The organism is Pseudidiomarina marina, from assembly GCF_044807045.1.
In the GTDB taxonomy this organism is placed as follows: Bacteria; Pseudomonadota; Gammaproteobacteria; order Enterobacterales; family Alteromonadaceae; genus Pseudidiomarina; species Pseudidiomarina marina.
Window position 1 is genome coordinate 493,109 of sequence record NZ_CP085233.1, and the last position, 16,081, is coordinate 509,189.

Below are 16,081 nucleotides of genomic sequence, written 5' to 3' on the forward strand. Positions count from 1 at the left end.
TCTGCCCATGAAGAAGTTGTTGTTAGTTGTTGTCGCTTTAATGATGTTGCCGCTGAGTGCACAAGAATTTAAAGAAGACGTTCACTATGAGGTGATTGCTGAACAAGGTACAGCGAAGCCAGAAATTAAAGAGTTCTTCTCGTTTTACTGCATTCACTGCTACCGTTTTGAACCAATTGCAGCAGCAATGAAAGAAGCGTATCCACAGGCTTTTGAAAAGTCACATATTGTTTCTCATCCAACCCTTGAACTAATGGCGCGTGGTTTTGCTGCAGCGAAGTTGTTCAAGAAAGAAGAAGAAATTAGCCAAGCGTTTTATGAGCGTATTCACGCGCAAAAACAGCAAATCACGACAGAAGAGCAGCTACAGGCTATTTTCCACGTGAATGGCATTAGCAAAGACAAGTTTGAAAAAGCCATGAAACACCCATTGGTTGAGAAGCAAGTAAACGACATGGATCGCGACATGCGTGCCTATAACGTGAACGCGACGCCAACCTTTATTGTGAACGGCAAGTATCGTATGAAAACCGATGGTTTCCGTGATAGCAAAGACTTTATGGCCGATTTCGTGAAGGCCGCAGGTTACTTGCTCGAGAAGCAATAAGTTTAAAAGCTGGCTGTGCTTAGTTGAAAAAACCTGCGCGTACGCGGTTAATAATTTCATCTTTGCGCAGCCAACGCTTATTCATCCAATCCTGAAAGTGCGCTTTAAACGCTTCATCGGCAAAATAATCACCAATTAAATCCTCGGTGACAGGCAACGTTTCCACATTCACATATACATCACGTAACTGACCGCTTAGTAACTGCCATACGGCCGGTTTTTTATCATCCGGATAAACAATCGTAATATCTAATATGGCATCAAATTGATTCCCCATAATCTGCAACGCAAATGCTGTACCGCCCGCTTTAGGAGGCAACAAATGTTGGAACGAGCTATGACGTTTCGCATGCTTTTCAGGGGTAAAACGGGTGCCTTCGCAAAAGTTAATCACCGTGGTAGGAATATGACGAAACTTCTGACATTTCTTACGAGTGGTTTCAATGTCCTTGCCTTGTAGCTTGGGATTTTTAGCTATTTGCTCGCGTGAATAACGTTTCATAAACGGCATGTCTAAAGTCCAGCAGCCGAGGCCAACTATCGGAATCCAAATCAGCGGTTGCTTTAAGAAAAACCGTGGCATTGGCATGTTGCGGCAGGCTAAATGCATAAGCACCAGAATATCGACCCAGCTACGATGATTTGCCATGATCATATACCAACGGTCGCGATGCAGTTCACTGTCGCCATCAATATGCCAGCGCATGGGTTGCGTTAATCGGAATAGCGCCGACATGGCGTAACCCCATAGGCGAAACACGGCGTTTGCCCACGTAGACAGCACACGCTGCACGGCAGGTATTGGCAGTAACAACTTAGGTAAACCCACCAAAATCACCATGGCACCAATCACGGCGGTGGAAACGAGAGCGAAAGTAAAATTAATTAATAATCGAAACGGAATCAGTAACGTTGTCAGCATGTTTGCGCCAGATTGTGCTTGTCATGATAGTTATGCGCCTATGATACCCATTTGCGAAATACTTGCCAGCCTCGAAAAAAGCCTCTAAAGTATACTGTATATATGTACAGTATTTGTGGTTGTTTTGCCGAGGTGAGCGATGGCGTATCCCGCACAAATTGAAGCATTAGTGCAAAAAGGCTGGCTCTGGCAAGGCCAAGAGGTTCCTGCACATAAAGCCGAGCAACATTTTTTAAGTAGCGGTTGGGCTGAGCTCGATACCCGTTTAGGTGGTGGTTGGTTGCAAGGCAGTGTGAATGAATTACAAGTGCAGCAACCTTTTATTGGTGAGTTGGCGCTGTTATTGCCGTTATTGGCGCAACCTCAAACGAGGGTGCTTTGGGTCAACCCGCCGGTTCAACCCTATGCGCCGGGGCTAAGTTATCAAAATCTTGTGTTGCACCAGCATGTGGTGGTGCATGAATCCGATGACAAGCTGGCACTGTGGGCTGCTGAACAAGCTTTGCAAAGCAATGCGATAGATACGGTTTTAATTTGGCATACAGGCTTAAGTGCAACGGCGGTGCGGCGTTTGCAACAAGCGGCAGAAGCACAGCAGAAATTGGCGTTTGTGATCACGTCTTGGCAACAGCAAGAAGAGGCGCGCGCTTATGTCACTCGGCTACAGCTTGAGCGTGCTGATAGCTTATCGATTCGAATTTTGAAGCGTCGTTTTGGTTGGCCATTACCTGCGTTCTCTTGTGGTGTCGATTCCCGTTTACCGAGGCGCCGTCGTGCTTTATGAATGTTTGGTTGTATCTCCATTTTCCACATCTGTTACTGGATTATCAGTTAGCATTACAGCCCCCAGAGCAAGGTGCTGTACCGCGCGCTGTAACACAAAGTCACGCGGCACGACGGAATGTGGTGCAAGCCAATTCCGCTGCGCTACAACAAGGTGTTGAAATAGGCATGGCGGAGGTACTCGCTAGCACGTTGGTGCCAGAACTTAAACTACATGACTATAACGCCAAGCGCGAAAGCACCATGCTGACGCAGCTCGCACAAGTGCTGTATCAAGATATGGCACAAATTGTGCTGCATCCGCCGCAAGGTCTGTTGTTTGAGGTGCAAAGCTTGTTACGGCTACATCAAGGTTTTGCTGGAGTGGTCGCGCGCATGCAAGCACGATTACAACAATGGCCACTGCGCTATGTTTTAAGCAGTGGTTACAGCCCACTATCAGCTAAGTTATTAGCCGCTTCGGGCTATGCGGTACTGAGTGCCGAGGCGACAGATGTGAAGGCGGCGATTAACAAACTACCCATTGACTACAGCGGCTTACCCCCAGCACAAATCGACAAACTTCGAGATGTTGGATTGTTAACCCTTGGCGCAGTGTTACAGCTACCCAGAGCGGAGCTCGGCGCACGGTTTGGTCGCGCAATGACAACTTATGTTGCCGAACTTGCTGGTGAGTTATCGCCGCCTCAGAACTTTTATCATCCTCCCGATCGATTTGATCAGCAGGTTGAGCTGAATACCGAGGCACATAGCTGGACACAGCTTTTGTTTCCGCTAAAGCGCTTGTTACAACAGGTTGAAAGCTTCTTAGAAATTCATCAGTGGAGTACTCGGGCATTATTGATTCGCGCACATCACCGCAGCGGGCCAGTAACTCAAGTGCCTATTCAGTTTGCCCATGCCGTGTGGCAACAACGCGACTTGCTCAGCTTAAGCCAATTGCATTTAGAGCGACAAAAGCTCAAACAGCCGGTATTGGCGTTAAGCGTTCGAGTACAACGTCCCGAGCCCCGCCAAGCTCAAGAACAAGCCATGTTTGCCGCACCACAAGCACAGACCGATTCATTAAATGCCTTGGTGAGTCGTTTGCAGGCTCGCTTAGGCGAATCCAAGGTGCAAAGCTTGCACCTACATGATGATTGGCGACCGGAGTACCAAGGCGGCCTTAAGCCATGGCAGGCGAAGCCAACCAGCACAACGTTATCGTTACAGCGCCCTTATTGGTTATTACCCGAAGCACAACCTATTGAACGGCAACAGTGGCAATTGCAATGGGGACCAGAGCGAATCGTGAGTGGTTGGTGGAATGCTGATGCCGTTGCCCGCGACTATTACATTGCGTTGGATAAATGGCAGCGGCAAGGTTGGATTTACCAGAATGACAAAGGTTGGTTTTTGCATGGCTGGTTCAGTTAATACTGTGGCGACAACCGTTGATCAACGCCCTGCTGCCCTGCACTGCTTAAGTAACTTTAGCTTCCTACGCGGCGGTTCGCACCCACATGAATTGGTGCAGCGAGCGGTAGACTATGGCTATCAAGCTTTAGCCATTACCGATGAATGTTCCGTTGCCGGCGTGGTGCGTGCTTATGTTGCTGCGCGCGAGCAGCCATTGCGATTGATTATTGGTAGCGAATTTCACTTAGAAAATATTGGCACCTTGATTGTGCTGGTACGTAACCGCCAAGGTTATGCGCAATTATGCCAACTTATCACGACGGTACGAAACCGTAGTAAGAAAGGCAGCTATCAGGTTTTTCTCGAAGATTTCATCGAAACATTAACGCAATGTTCGCTGTTATGGCGACCGCTGTTCAAAGCGAACTTAGAAGAAGCGGACAGTGATTTGATCAAAGCGACCGCAGAGCAATTAAAACAAGCATTCGGTGATTATTTCTGGCTCGCCTATAGTCGCCATTACCGAGCAGATGATGCGCAGCGTTATCGCTACTACCAACGGCTGAGTATTGAGCAAACTATACCCGTCGCCGCCGTATGTGAAGTGTGTTATCACGAGCCGCAGCGGCAATCGTTGCACGATGTGTTAGTCGCTATTCGTCGTCGACAACCACTAGAAACCCAAGTCGCACAACTGAAACCGAACCAAGATTATTGCTTGCGAACGCTTGAGCAACTGCAACAGTGTTATCCTGCCGACTGGCTGGCGCAAAGTATAGCTATCGCCAAGCAATGCTGCTTTTGTCTCAGCGAATTACGTTATGAATACCCAGCTGAGTTGGTTCCAGAAGGAAAAACAGCTAGTGAGCATTTGCGTGAACTCACCTACGGCGGAGCCCAGCAACGCTTTCCACAAGGCCTGCGCGAGGATGTCAAAGCAAAGCTCGAAAAAGAACTGCAACTGATAGCCCAGTTGAGGTATGAGTATTTCTTTCTCACCATTCATGATTTAGTTCAATTTGCTCAGCAACACGGCATTTTGTACCAAGGACGTGGCTCTGCTGCGAATTCAGTGGTTTGCTATTGCTTACAAATAACGGCGGTCAATCCCGATCAAATTGATGTCTTGTTCGAGCGCTTTATTTCAGTAGAACGGGATGAGCCGCCCGATATCGATGTTGATTTTGAACACGAACGTCGTGAAGAAGTTATCCAGTATATTTATCAAAAATACGGACGGCATCGAGCTGCATTAGCCGCAACGGTCATTCGCTATCGCTTACGCAGTGCATTGCGTGACGTTGGCAAAGCGTTGGGGTTCCATGAGCAGGAATTACGCCATTACTTGCGTCAGATCGATCGCCGCGACCAACACAGTAGCTGGCAACAGCAGTTATTGGAGAAAGTACCTGGGCTTGGCAAAACGCACCGCGGGCGTTGTTTATTGACGCTTACCGAGGCGATATTAGGCTTCCCTCGGCATTTATCCCAGCATGTTGGTGGCTTTGTGATTGCCTCCACACAGCTATCTGATTTGGTACCGGTAGAAAATGCGAGCATGCCAGAACGCACAGTCATCCAGTGGGACAAAGATGATTTAGAAACCTTACATCTTATTAAAGTCGATGTGCTGGCGCTCGGCATGCTCACCGCTATACGTAAAATGCTGCAATTAATTCAGCAGCATCATCAGCGCGAGCTTGGCCTAGCAGATATTCCCCAAGAAGATGCCAAGGTGTATCAGATGTTGCAACGTGCCGATTCCATTGGTGTGTTCCAAATTGAGTCGCGGGCGCAAATGAATATGCTTCCCCGACTCCGGCCACAGACGTTTTATGATTTGGTGGTTCAAATTGCGATTGTCCGACCTGGCCCTATTCAAGGTGATATGGTTCATCCATATTTGCGTCGGCGCGCTGGTCTTGAGCCCATCACCTTTCCAAGCGAGGCCGTCAAACAAGTATTAGAACGCACTTTAGGTGTGCCGATTTTCCAAGAGCAAGTAATCAAGCTCGCCATGGTGGCCGCCGGCTTCAGTGGCGGCGAGGCCGATCAACTACGCCGCGCTATGGCGAATTGGAAGAGTTCTGGTGAACTGCGGCAATTTGAAAGCAAATTAATTAAAGGAATGCGCGAGCGTGGTTATAGCGAAGAATTTGCGCAGCGGATTTTTCAGCAAATATGTGGTTTTGGTGAGTACGGCTTTCCAGAGTCGCATTCGGCGAGTTTTGCTAACTTAGCTTACGCTTCGGCATGGTTAAAACACTATTATCCAGCGGCATTTTATTGTGCCTTGCTCAATAGTCTCCCGATGGGATTCTATTCAGCGAATCAGTTGATCCAAGATGCGCGGCGGCACCACATCACAGTACTCCCTGCCGACATTCAGCAGAGTGCCTGGGATCATCTGCTCGAAGCTGGCGCTCGAGGTGTGCAACTGCGCTTGGGGCTACGATTAATTAAAGGTCTTTCACAATCACGTATTGAAGCTTTGCTGGAACAGCGTCCCGCACAAGGTTTTCAGTCGTTACAGCAGTTACGTGATGTTGGCCTTAGCGGCCCCGATCTACACAAATTAGCGACCGCCGATGTGCTCGGGTCATTAGCTGGGCATCGTTACCAAAGCCAGTGGCAAAGTTTGGCCTTGCAGGCCGAGCAATTACCGCTATTTATGGATCAGCTTACCGAACCTGCTAGTAATCTCCTGCCACCGGCAGAGTTTCAAGATATCGCAGTCGATTATCGAACCACCGGCGTTTCGCTACGTCGTCACCCGTTGGCGCTGCTACGTGAACAACAGCAACTCAAAGGTTATAAGTTATCGAGTGAACTGGCGCAGTGTCGGCATAAACAGCTTGTACGTGTCGCTGGTTTAGTGACTTGCCGGCAGCGCCCTGGTACCGCATCAGGCGTCACTTTCGTCACCCTCGAAGATGAATCTGGTTTGATTAATATTGTTATATGGCAAAAAACCGCTCGTGATTTTCGCCAAGCCTATCTCACTGCTCAACTATTAAAAGTGAAAGGTATTGTTGAGATTCATGGGGAAGTTATTCACGTTATCGCCGCGCATTTAGAGGATGGCACAGAGCAGTTAGCGCAACTCGGGGTGTCGGCTAACCGCTCGCGTGATTTTCACTAATGGTTCTAAATGGCCGTTACATGCAATAAATAGTCTTCTTTTAAGATCACATAGTTCGCAGCCGACTGTGGTAAGAACTTTAATTCTTCTTCTGTTAGTGGGCGCGCTTCTTTGACTGGGCTGCCAACATATAAATGACCACGCTTTAATGTTTTACCTGGTGGAACCAAACTACCGGCACCAATGATGACATCATCCTCAACGATGGCGCCATCCATAATCACCGCCGACATACCAATAAGAACACGATGACCTATTTCGCAGCCGTGCAACATGACGTGATGTCCTACCGTTACATCATCGCCAATAATTAACGGATGGCCTTGCGGATTATTTTCACTGGTACGACTGACATGCAGTACACAGTTATCCTGCACATTCGTGCGCGCACCAATTCGAATCTTATTTACATCGCCACGGGCAGAGACCAAAGGCCAAACACTACTATGTTCGCCAATGTGCACATCACCAACAATCACTGCACTACTATCGATATAAACATGTTCACCGAACTGCGGTTCAATACCGCGATAACTACGAATATCGCCATTCATGCTCTATTACCTCTAAAACTCAGCCAAAATGTTATATTTTTGATCTGTCTAAATCATACCTTAAAGACTAGCAGAAACCGCCACTGCTGGCGAATCAAGCAAATCACGCCGCTTTTTGAAGCGCTTCGCTCACAAAATCAGCAGTTGGCAAAAAAACACATAAAAATGTCAAAAAGGCGCTTGACGCGGCCAGTTAAATCTCTAAAATGCGCCCCACGCTTGAGGCAGACAACGAAGTCGCCAAAAGCAGATGTTTTGAGTCATAAAAAATTTCGCCGAAAGGCTTGACACAAAACACCAAGGCTGTAGAATGCGCAGCCTCGCTCAACGCAGCGAAACGTTCTTTAACAATATACCAAGCCAAGCAAACTGTGTGGGCACTTACCGGATTCAGGCAGAGAAAGCATCTTCGGATGCACAAAAGGTCTTTAAATAGACCACCTGACTGATTGGAAAAGTGCTTAACAAATTAGATTTATTAAGTCATTGATTCAATGGGTCGATTAAACACTTTAAACTGAAGAGTTTGATCATGGCTCAGATTGAACGCTGGCGGCAGGCCTAACACATGCAAGTCGAGCGGCAGCGGGGAGTAGCTTGCTACTCTGCCGGCGAGCGGCGGACGGGTGAGTAATGCTTGGGAACTTGCCTTTAGGAGGGGGATAACCACGGGAAACTGTGGCTAATACCGCATAATGTCTACGGACCAAAGCAGGGGATCTTCGGACCTTGCACCTAGAGATAGGCCCAAGTGAGATTAGCTAGTTGGTGGGGTAAAGGCCCACCAAGGCGACGATCTCTAGCTGTTCTGAGAGGATGATCAGCCACACTGGGACTGAGACACGGCCCAGACTCCTACGGGAGGCAGCAGTGGGGAATATTGCACAATGGGGGAAACCCTGATGCAGCCATGCCGCGTGTGTGAAGAAGGCCTTCGGGTTGTAAAGCACTTTCAGTGGTGAGGAAGGATGTAAGATTAATACTCTTGCATATTGACGTTAGCCACAGAAGAAGCACCGGCTAACTCCGTGCCAGCAGCCGCGGTAATACGGAGGGTGCAAGCGTTAATCGGAATTACTGGGCGTAAAGCGTACGTAGGCGGCTTGTTAAGCAAGATGTGAAAGCCCCGGGCTCAACCTGGGAATGGCATTTTGAACTGGCAGGCTCGAGTTCTGAAGAGGGTGGTAGAATTTCCTGTGTAGCGGTGAAATGCGTAGATATAGGAAGGAATACCGGTGGCGAAGGCGGCCACCTGGTCAGAAACTGACGCTGAGGTACGAAAGCGTGGGGAGCAAACAGGATTAGATACCCTGGTAGTCCACGCCGTAAACGATGTCAACTAGTTGTTCGTTTCATAAACGAAGTGAGTAACGCAGCTAACGCACTAAGTTGACCGCCTGGGGAGTACGGCCGCAAGGTTAAAACTCAAATGAATTGACGGGGGCCCGCACAAGCGGTGGAGCATGTGGTTTAATTCGATGCAACGCGAAGAACCTTACCATCCCTTGACATCCAGTGAATTTTCTAGAGATAGATGAGTGCCTTCGGGAACACTGAGACAGGTGCTGCATGGCTGTCGTCAGCTCGTGTTGTGAGATGTTGGGTTAAGTCCCGCAACGAGCGCAACCCTTATCCTTAGTTGCCAGCGCGTAATGGCGGGAACTCTGGGGAGACTGCCGGTGATAAACCGGAGGAAGGTGGGGACGACGTCAAGTCATCATGGCCCTTACGGGATGGGCTACACACGTGCTACAATGGCGCGTACAATGGGAAGCTAACTCGCGAGAGTGTGCGGATCTCAAAAAGCGCGTCGTAGTCCGGATTGGAGTCTGCAACTCGACTCCATGAAGTCGGAATCGCTAGTAATCGTGGATCAGAATGCCACGGTGAATACGTTCCCGGGCCTTGTACACACCGCCCGTCACACCATGGGAGTGGGCTGCACCAGAAGTAGATAGCTTAACCTTCGGGAGGGCGTTTACCACGGTGTGGTTCATGACTGGGGTGAAGTCGTAACAAGGTAGCCGTAGGGGAACCTGCGGCTGGATCACCTCCTTATGAAAAAGCCTTGAAGAAGTTAAGTGCTCACACAGATTGCCTGGTTTGGTAGATGTAACGGATAGAAACTGGGTCTGTAGCTCAGCTCGATAGAGTGCACCTGCCCTGCATAAGCGGGTGAGGTCGTACCGACCGAAGCGGTGTTGCAGATTTAGCGGATACTGGGTCTGTAGCTCAGCTGGTTAGAGCGCACCCCTGATAAGGGTGAGGTCGGTAGTTCAAGTCTACTCAGACCCACCAAATTCTCGCGATAGCTGCGTTGTTCGGATACTCGCATACTGATGTATGCTTCGCATCCTCTCGCCTTGCTCTCACGCGAATTCGTCTTATCGGTTTGTTGTGTTTGGTTTGGTTTGTTGTTTTCACGAACAACGAATAACCAATAACGAACAACGACAGGCCTACGGCCTGTGGGGCCATAGCTCAGCTGGGAGAGCGCCTGCCTTGCACGCAGGAGGTCAGCGGTTCGATCCCGCTTGGCTCCACCACTTCTTGGTTTTCGAACAGCGAAGCGTACGAACAGCGCAGCGCACGAATCACGAACAACGGTTTTTATCCAAGGTTAGCGATAAACATTCTTACGAGAATAGTTATCAGTAACCTCATGTTACGACGCTCTTTAACAATATGAACAAGCTGATTGTAATAAAGTAATGAAATGCCACTCTACTTGAAACACCATTTTGGTAGAGGCGTATCGAACTTGTGTACAGCATAGAGAACAGCCCATGCGATTCGAATAAACATTTTCGGGTTGTATGGTTAAGTGACTAAGCGTAGACGGTGGATGCCTAGGCAGTTGGAGGCGATGAAGGACGTACTAACTTGCGATAAGCCATGATGAGGCAGTAAGAGCCGTTATAGTCATGGATTTCCGAATGGGGAAACCCACTGAGCTTGCTCAGTATCCTTAGGTGAATACATAGCCTAAGGAAGCGAACCCGGAGAACTGAAACATCTAAGTACCCGGAGGAAAAGAAATCAACCGAGATTTCCCTAGTAGCGGCGAGCGAACGGGAAGTAGCCCTTAAGCAATCATAGTTTTAGTGGAACAAGCTGGAAAGCTTGACGATACAGGGTGATAGTCCCGTACACGACGAGGCAATGATTGTGAAAACGAGTAGGTCGGGACACGTGTTATCTTGACTGAATATGGGGGGACCATCCTCCAAGGCTAAATACTCCCAACTGACCGATAGTGAACCAGTACCGTGAGGGAAAGGCGAAAAGAACCCCGGCGAGGGGAGTGAAATAGAACCTGAAACCGTCTACGTACAAGCAGTAGGAGCCCTTCGGGGTGACTGCGTACCTTTTGTATAATGGGTCAGCGACTTATATTTTGTAGCAAGGTTAACCGTATAGGGGAGCCGTAGGGAAACCGAGTCTTAACTGGGCGTTTTAGTTGCAAGGTATAGACCCGAAACCGGGCGATCTATCCATGAGCAGGTTGAAGATTGAGTAACATCAATTGGAGGACCGAACCCACATCTGTTGAAAAAGATGGGGATGACTTGTGGATCGGAGTGAAAGGCTAATCAAGCCCGGAGATAGCTGGTTCTCCCCGAAATCTATTTAGGTAGAGCCTCGGACGAATACCACTGGGGGTAGAGCACTGTTTGGGCTAGGGGGTCATCCCGACTTACCAACCCCATGCAAACTCCGAATACCAGTGAGTACTATCCGGGAGACACACGGCGGGTGCTAACGTCCGTCGTGAAGAGGGAAACAACCCAGACCGCCAGCTAAGGTCCCGAAGTCATGGCTAAGTGGGAAACGATGTGGGAAGGCTCAGACAGCTAGGAGGTTGGCTTAGAAGCAGCCATCCTTTAAAGAAAGCGTAATAGCTCACTAGTCGAGTCGGCCTGCGCGGAAGATGTAACGGGGCTAAGCCATGCACCGAAGCTGCGGCAGCACACTTGTGTGCTGGGTAGGGGAGCGTTCTGTAAGCCGTTGAAGGTGTGTTGAGAAGCATGCTGGAGGTATCAGAAGTGCGAATGCTGACATGAGTAACGATAATGCGGGTGAAAAACCCGCACGCCGGAAGACCAAGGTTTCCTATCCCATGCTAATCAGGGTAGGGTAAGTCGGCCCCTAAGGCGAGGCCGAGAGGCGTAGTCGATGGGAATCAGGTTAATATTCCTGAACCGACATGTACTGCGATGGGGGGACGGAGAAGGCTAGGCAAGCCGGGTGTTGGTTATCCCGGTGAAAGTATGTAGGTTGGTTGCTTAGGAAAATCCGGGCGACTAAGACTGAGATACGAGACGAGCATCCACGGATGCGAAGTTGTTGATGCCCTGCTTCCAGGAAAAGCCTCTAAGCTTCAGGTACATGTTGACCGTACCCGAAACCGACACAGGTGGTCAGGTAGAGAATACTAAGGCGCTTGAGAGAACTCGGGTGAAGGAACTAGGCAAAATAGTACCGTAACTTCGGGAGAAGGTACGCCAGAGCTAGTGAACCCCTTGCGGGGGGAGCTGGAGCTGGCCGCAGTGACCAGGTGGCTGGGACTGTTTATTAAAAACACAGCACTCTGCAAAATCGAAAGATGACGTATAGGGTGTGACACCTGCCCGGTGCCGGAAGGTTAATTGATGGGGTTAGCGTAAGCGAAGCTCTTGATCGAAGCCCCGGTAAACGGCGGCCGTAACTATAACGGTCCTAAGGTAGCGAAATTCCTTGTCGGGTAAGTTCCGACCTGCACGAATGGTGTAACCATGGCCACGCTGTCTCCACCCGAGACTCAGTGAAATTGAAATCGCCGTGAAGATGCGGTGTACCCGCGGCTAGACGGAAAGACCCCGTGAACCTTTACTATAGCTTGGCACTGAACATTGAACCTCCATGTGTAGGATAGGTGGGAGGCTATGAAGCGTTGGCGCTAGTTGACGTGGAGCCATCCTTGAAATACCACCCTTGTATGTTTGATGTTCTAACTTAGGTCCCTTATCGGGATCGAGGACAGTGCCTGGTGGGTAGTTTGACTGGGGCGGTCTCCTCCCAAAGAGTAACGGAGGAGCACGAAGGTTGGCTAAGTACGGTCGGACATCGTACGGTTAGTGTAATGGCACAAGCCAGCTTAACTGCGAGACAGACACGTCGAGCAGGTGCGAAAGCAGGTCATAGTGATCCGGTGGTTCTGAATGGAAGGGCCATCGCTCAACGGATAAAAGGTACTCCGGGGATAACAGGCTGATACCGCCCAAGAGTTCATATCGACGGCGGTGTTTGGCACCTCGATGTCGGCTCATCACATCCTGGGGCTGTAGTCGGTCCCAAGGGTATGGCTGTTCGCCATTTAAAGTGGTACGCGAGCTGGGTTTAGAACGTCGTGAGACAGTTCGGTCCCTATCTGCCGTGGGCGTTTGAGAGTTGAGAGGGGTTGCTCCTAGTACGAGAGGACCGGAGTGAACGAACCTCTGGTGTTCGGGTTGTCACGCCAGTGGCACTGCCCGGTAGCTATGTTCGGAATCGATAACCGCTGAAAGCATCTAAGCGGGAAGCGAGCCTCAAGATAAGCTCTCACTGACATGTAATTGTCCTGAAGGGTTGTTGGAGACTACAACGTTGATAGGCGGGGTGTGGAAGCGTAGTAATGCGTTGAGCTAACCCGTACTAATTGCCCGTGAGGCTTAACCATACAACACCGAAGGTGTTTAGGGCTAATGTAGCCCGGCGTTTGACGCCGGGGACGCAAGTTCGAGCTTCTATTAAAATACGTTCCTGTAGGGTGCGCATTCATACGAACAATCAGCGCGTTTATATTGTTTAACAGTTTTTGCCTGGCGGCCATAGCGAAGTGGAACCACCTGATCCATTCCGAACTCAGTAGTGAAACGCTTCAGCGCCGATGGTAGTGTGGGGCTTCCCCATGTGAGAGTAGGACACCGCCAGGCTTCAAATACGACGAGACCCCGAGCTAACGCTCGGGGTTTTTTCGTTTGGGGGAAAGCCAAAAGCGTGACTCGTGGTTCGTGCGTTCGGCTTCGCCTCTCTGTTCGATAACGAACAGTGCGTAGCACGGACGAACAGTGAACGAAGTGAACGCACGAACAACGAATAACGAATAACGCCCTTCGCTCTTCTAATATCTAATATCCAACAGCTAATATCGCTATCGCCCTTAACTATGTGCGATAGCGTACAGACACCTCTCGAAAATAAGTCAATAGTGCCCATCTGACCGACTCTTGGTGCAACCAAGGCGGTCAACGACCGTACAACTTAGACCGAGAGGAAATACCTAATGTATCCTAAATTATCCCTATCAAATCGTATCAACAGATGGCTGATGCTAGCTGTTCTGGGTACGTTATTGACCGCGTGCGGCGATAATGGACCTGATCCTATACTCGGTACTGACGGCAACGTGGCGTTGCCACCAGTAGTTATTGAGGTTGCTCCAGCTGACGAGGCAACCAATGTTCCAACGGTTGATACCTTAATCACTGCTCAATTCAATGAGCCCGTACAACCACTAACAAATAGTGACTTCACGGTAACCTGTAATAGTCCTTGTATCAGTCCCATTGGTACCGTTGATATGAGCGACGCAGGTACCATGGCGACCTTTACGGTAACCGATCCGCTAATGCTCGATGGCTCAACTCTTTATACCGCAACAGTTCATAGTGCAGAGAGCGTTGCGACAGGTTTATTACTTGAAGCGCCTTTTACTTGGATATTTACAACAGGGCAGCCAGTTGATGATGAGCCTCCAATGGTTGTGATTACACAGCCAATGACCTCATCACCAGGACCAACGCTAAATGTGCCAGTAAATTCAACTGTGTTTGCAGTTTTTAATGAGTCGATGCTGGCCTCAACCATAAGCGAGACAAGTTTTACCGTATCTTGTGAGGCTCCATGCGTCGCACCAGATGGCGCATTGACTTATGATGCTGATACAAAAACTGCGTTATTTACGCCTACAGATGATCTTGAGGCGAACACGACCTACACGGTGACAGTGGCGAGCACAGTAACTGACCTTGCGGGGAATGAGCTGGCTGGTAATCAAGCAGTAACTACGCCAAGTGACTATATGTGGCAGTTCACTACTAGCCTTATGCCGGACACAACGCGTCCGCGCGTTACCATCACCGAGCCATTAACTACCAGCCCAGGCCCAACGAATGACGTACCAGTGAATACTGCAATTACCGCCATATTTACCGAAAACATGGTGCCCGTTGGATTTACCGCGGTTAACTTCACACTAACCTGTGAAACTCCGTGTGTTTCTCCCACCGGTGAAGTTTCGTATGTCATTGGTTCGCGCAGCGCCGTTTTTACGCCTGAAGAAAACCTAATCGAGGGGACCACCTACACAGCTACGATCAGTAGTGCAGTGACGGATATCGCTGGTAATGAACTAGCCGGTAATCAAGCACCTGTGACTGATGCAAGCGATTACGTTTGGACCTTCACAACTGTCGAAGCTATCCCTGTGGTTAATTTATCGGTTGAAACAACGGATCCGCTGAATGCTGGAACACTTTCGGTATGCCCAAATGCCAGCATCAATGCGACAGTTGATATTCCATCAGGAACCCGACTTAATCCAACTACTGTCAATGATCTCACCTTCACCATCGTTGAAGATGAAAATCCGGCGAACGCAGTTATTGCTGAGTCGATTACCCTCGATGTTGATACCGGAACAATCATCACCTTTATTCCGCAAACTCAGCTAGCCGAAGGCGTTACGTTTCGAGCGACCGTCTCAGGTGGAGCCAATGGTGTCAAAGATTTAATCGTGCCTGGTAATGAAATGCTAGAAGACTATGTTTGGCTATTTACCACCGTTCCGGCAGTCGAAAGTTGTCTTGAACCTGTTGATCTACAAACCGTTGCACCCTTCGGTTCATTTGGAGGCACGTCAGGCGCGACGAACCAGGGATTACTTACCGTTATCAACGGTGATTTAGGTAGCACCGCTGTTTCAACGCTTATAACAGGGTTTGTATCTGAGCCTGGCTGTGAATACACCATTACACCGCTCAATGAGGGCCAAGTAAACGGTAAGATTTTCACCTCGCCGCCGCCACCAACTGTTGCCTGTCCGCAAGATGGCACAGCCGTGACCGAGGCAATTGCCATTCAGGCTCGCTTGGATGCTGAGGCCGCTTATATTGCTCTAACCCCAGCTAATCTCCCCGGTGGCTTAGATCCGGGTAACGATAATCTTGCAAGCCTAACCCTAAGTCCGGGTATATATACCGCACAAAGTGGCGCCTTCCGTATTCAAGGCGGTGATTTAACGCTTGATGCACAAGGTAACCAAAACGCGGTATGGGTGTTCCAAATGGCAACCACACTGACAGTTGGTGGCCCTGGTGCCGATTTCCCGCAAAGTGTGACCTTAATCAATGGCGCGCAGGCGAAAAATATCTTTTGGCAGGTGGGTAGTGCCGCAACAATTAATGCTGCAGGCGGTGGTACCATGAAAGGCACCATTATTTCACAAGCTGGAGTGAGTATTTCAACTGCAGGCAACGTCAACATCGTGACCTTAGATGGTCGAGCACTTTCTTTGGGCGCATCGGTCACTGTGGTAAATACCGTGATTAATGTACCAGCAGAGTAAATTAGCAAGACCGACAAGGTTAAGCTGG

General features: G+C 49.4%; 7 protein-coding genes, 2 tRNA genes and 3 rRNA genes. 10 read left to right on the forward strand and 2 right to left on the reverse strand.

The genetic code is table 11. The features are described from left to right. Positions 1-7 precede the first annotated feature (7 nt). A complete protein-coding gene (locus tag LG272_RS02420) occupies positions 8-607 on the forward strand; it encodes a thiol:disulfide interchange protein DsbA/DsbL (protein ID WP_126759900.1) in 600 nt (199 codons plus the stop codon). Between the two features lie 19 nt (positions 608-626). Here LG272_RS02420 and LG272_RS02425 read toward each other — a convergent pair whose 3' ends face one another. Continuing rightward, a complete protein-coding gene (locus LG272_RS02425; RefSeq protein ID WP_126759901.1) occupies positions 627-1,529 on the reverse strand; it encodes an acyltransferase in 903 nt (300 codons plus the stop codon). Between the two features lie 139 nt (positions 1,530-1,668). Between LG272_RS02425 and imuA the strand changes: the two genes are divergently transcribed. The 3 genes from imuA to LG272_RS02440 are packed head-to-tail and all read left to right on the forward strand — an operon-like array spanning position 1,669 to position 6,852. Then, positions 1,669-2,313 carry a translesion DNA synthesis-associated protein ImuA gene (gene imuA / locus LG272_RS02430; protein ID WP_404409414.1) on the forward strand — a complete coding sequence of 215 codons (645 nt, stop codon included), beginning with the start codon at positions 1,669-1,671 and terminating at the stop codon, positions 2,311-2,313. Next, positions 2,310-3,728 (forward strand): Y-family DNA polymerase, encoded by a 1,419-nt coding sequence (locus tag LG272_RS02435; protein WP_404409416.1) that lies wholly within the window; start codon positions 2,310-2,312, stop codon positions 3,726-3,728. Before imuA ends, LG272_RS02435 begins: the two co-directional genes overlap by 4 nt. Further along, entirely contained in the window at positions 3,712-6,852 is a 3,141-nt protein-coding gene (locus LG272_RS02440) for an error-prone DNA polymerase (RefSeq protein WP_404409418.1), read from the forward strand. The genes LG272_RS02435 and LG272_RS02440 overlap by 17 nt, the downstream gene beginning before the upstream one ends. Before the next feature lie 5 nt (positions 6,853-6,857). Here the strand turns inward: LG272_RS02440 and LG272_RS02445 are convergent, their stop codons facing one another. Then, entirely contained in the window at positions 6,858-7,406 is a 549-nt protein-coding gene (locus LG272_RS02445; RefSeq protein WP_126759905.1) for a gamma carbonic anhydrase family protein, read from the reverse strand. A gap of 514 nt (positions 7,407-7,920) precedes the next feature. Between LG272_RS02445 and LG272_RS02450 the strand changes: the two genes are divergently transcribed. The 6 genes from LG272_RS02450 to LG272_RS02475 all read left to right on the forward strand — a co-directional run bounded on the left by LG272_RS02450 (position 7,921) and on the right by LG272_RS02475 (position 16,053). Next, positions 7,921-9,464: ribosomal RNA gene (locus LG272_RS02450) — 16S ribosomal RNA — on the forward strand. 163 nt (positions 9,465-9,627) lie between these two features. Further along, positions 9,628-9,704, forward strand: a tRNA-Ile gene (locus LG272_RS02455). A gap of 172 nt (positions 9,705-9,876) precedes the next feature. Next, positions 9,877-9,952: transfer RNA gene (locus LG272_RS02460), tRNA-Ala, on the forward strand. Positions 9,953-10,224: 272 nt separating this feature from the next. Then, positions 10,225-13,104: ribosomal RNA gene (locus tag LG272_RS02465) — 23S ribosomal RNA — on the forward strand. A gap of 141 nt (positions 13,105-13,245) precedes the next feature. Next, positions 13,246-13,360, forward strand: a 5S ribosomal RNA gene (gene rrf, locus LG272_RS02470). Together the 16S, 23S and 5S rRNA genes with 2 tRNA genes alongside form the textbook arrangement of a ribosomal RNA operon. 395 nt (positions 13,361-13,755) lie before the next feature. Beyond that, positions 13,756-16,053 (forward strand): Ig-like domain-containing protein, encoded by a 2,298-nt coding sequence (locus tag LG272_RS02475; protein WP_404409420.1) that lies wholly within the window; start codon positions 13,756-13,758, stop codon positions 16,051-16,053. Positions 16,054-16,081: the final 28 nt, after the last annotated feature.

What these genes read in the sequence shown, in the direction of transcription:
- LG272_RS02425 (WP_126759901.1), bottom strand. Translation starts at nt 1,529, where the DNA reads ATGCTGACAACGTTACTGATTCCGTTTCGATTATTAATTAATTTTACT.
- LG272_RS02440 (WP_404409418.1), top strand. Translation starts at nt 3,712, where the DNA reads ATGGCTGGTTCAGTTAATACTGTGGCGACAACCGTTGATCAACGCCCT.
- LG272_RS02420 (WP_126759900.1), top strand. Translation starts at nt 8, where the DNA reads ATGAAGAAGTTGTTGTTAGTTGTTGTCGCTTTAATGATGTTGCCGCTG.
- LG272_RS02445 (WP_126759905.1), bottom strand. Translation starts at nt 7,406, where the DNA reads ATGAATGGCGATATTCGTAGTTATCGCGGTATTGAACCGCAGTTCGGT.
- imuA (WP_404409414.1), top strand. Translation starts at nt 1,669, where the DNA reads ATGGCGTATCCCGCACAAATTGAAGCATTAGTGCAAAAAGGCTGGCTC.
- LG272_RS02435 (WP_404409416.1), top strand. Translation starts at nt 2,310, where the DNA reads ATGAATGTTTGGTTGTATCTCCATTTTCCACATCTGTTACTGGATTAT.
- LG272_RS02475 (WP_404409420.1), top strand. Translation starts at nt 13,756, where the DNA reads ATGCTAGCTGTTCTGGGTACGTTATTGACCGCGTGCGGCGATAATGGA.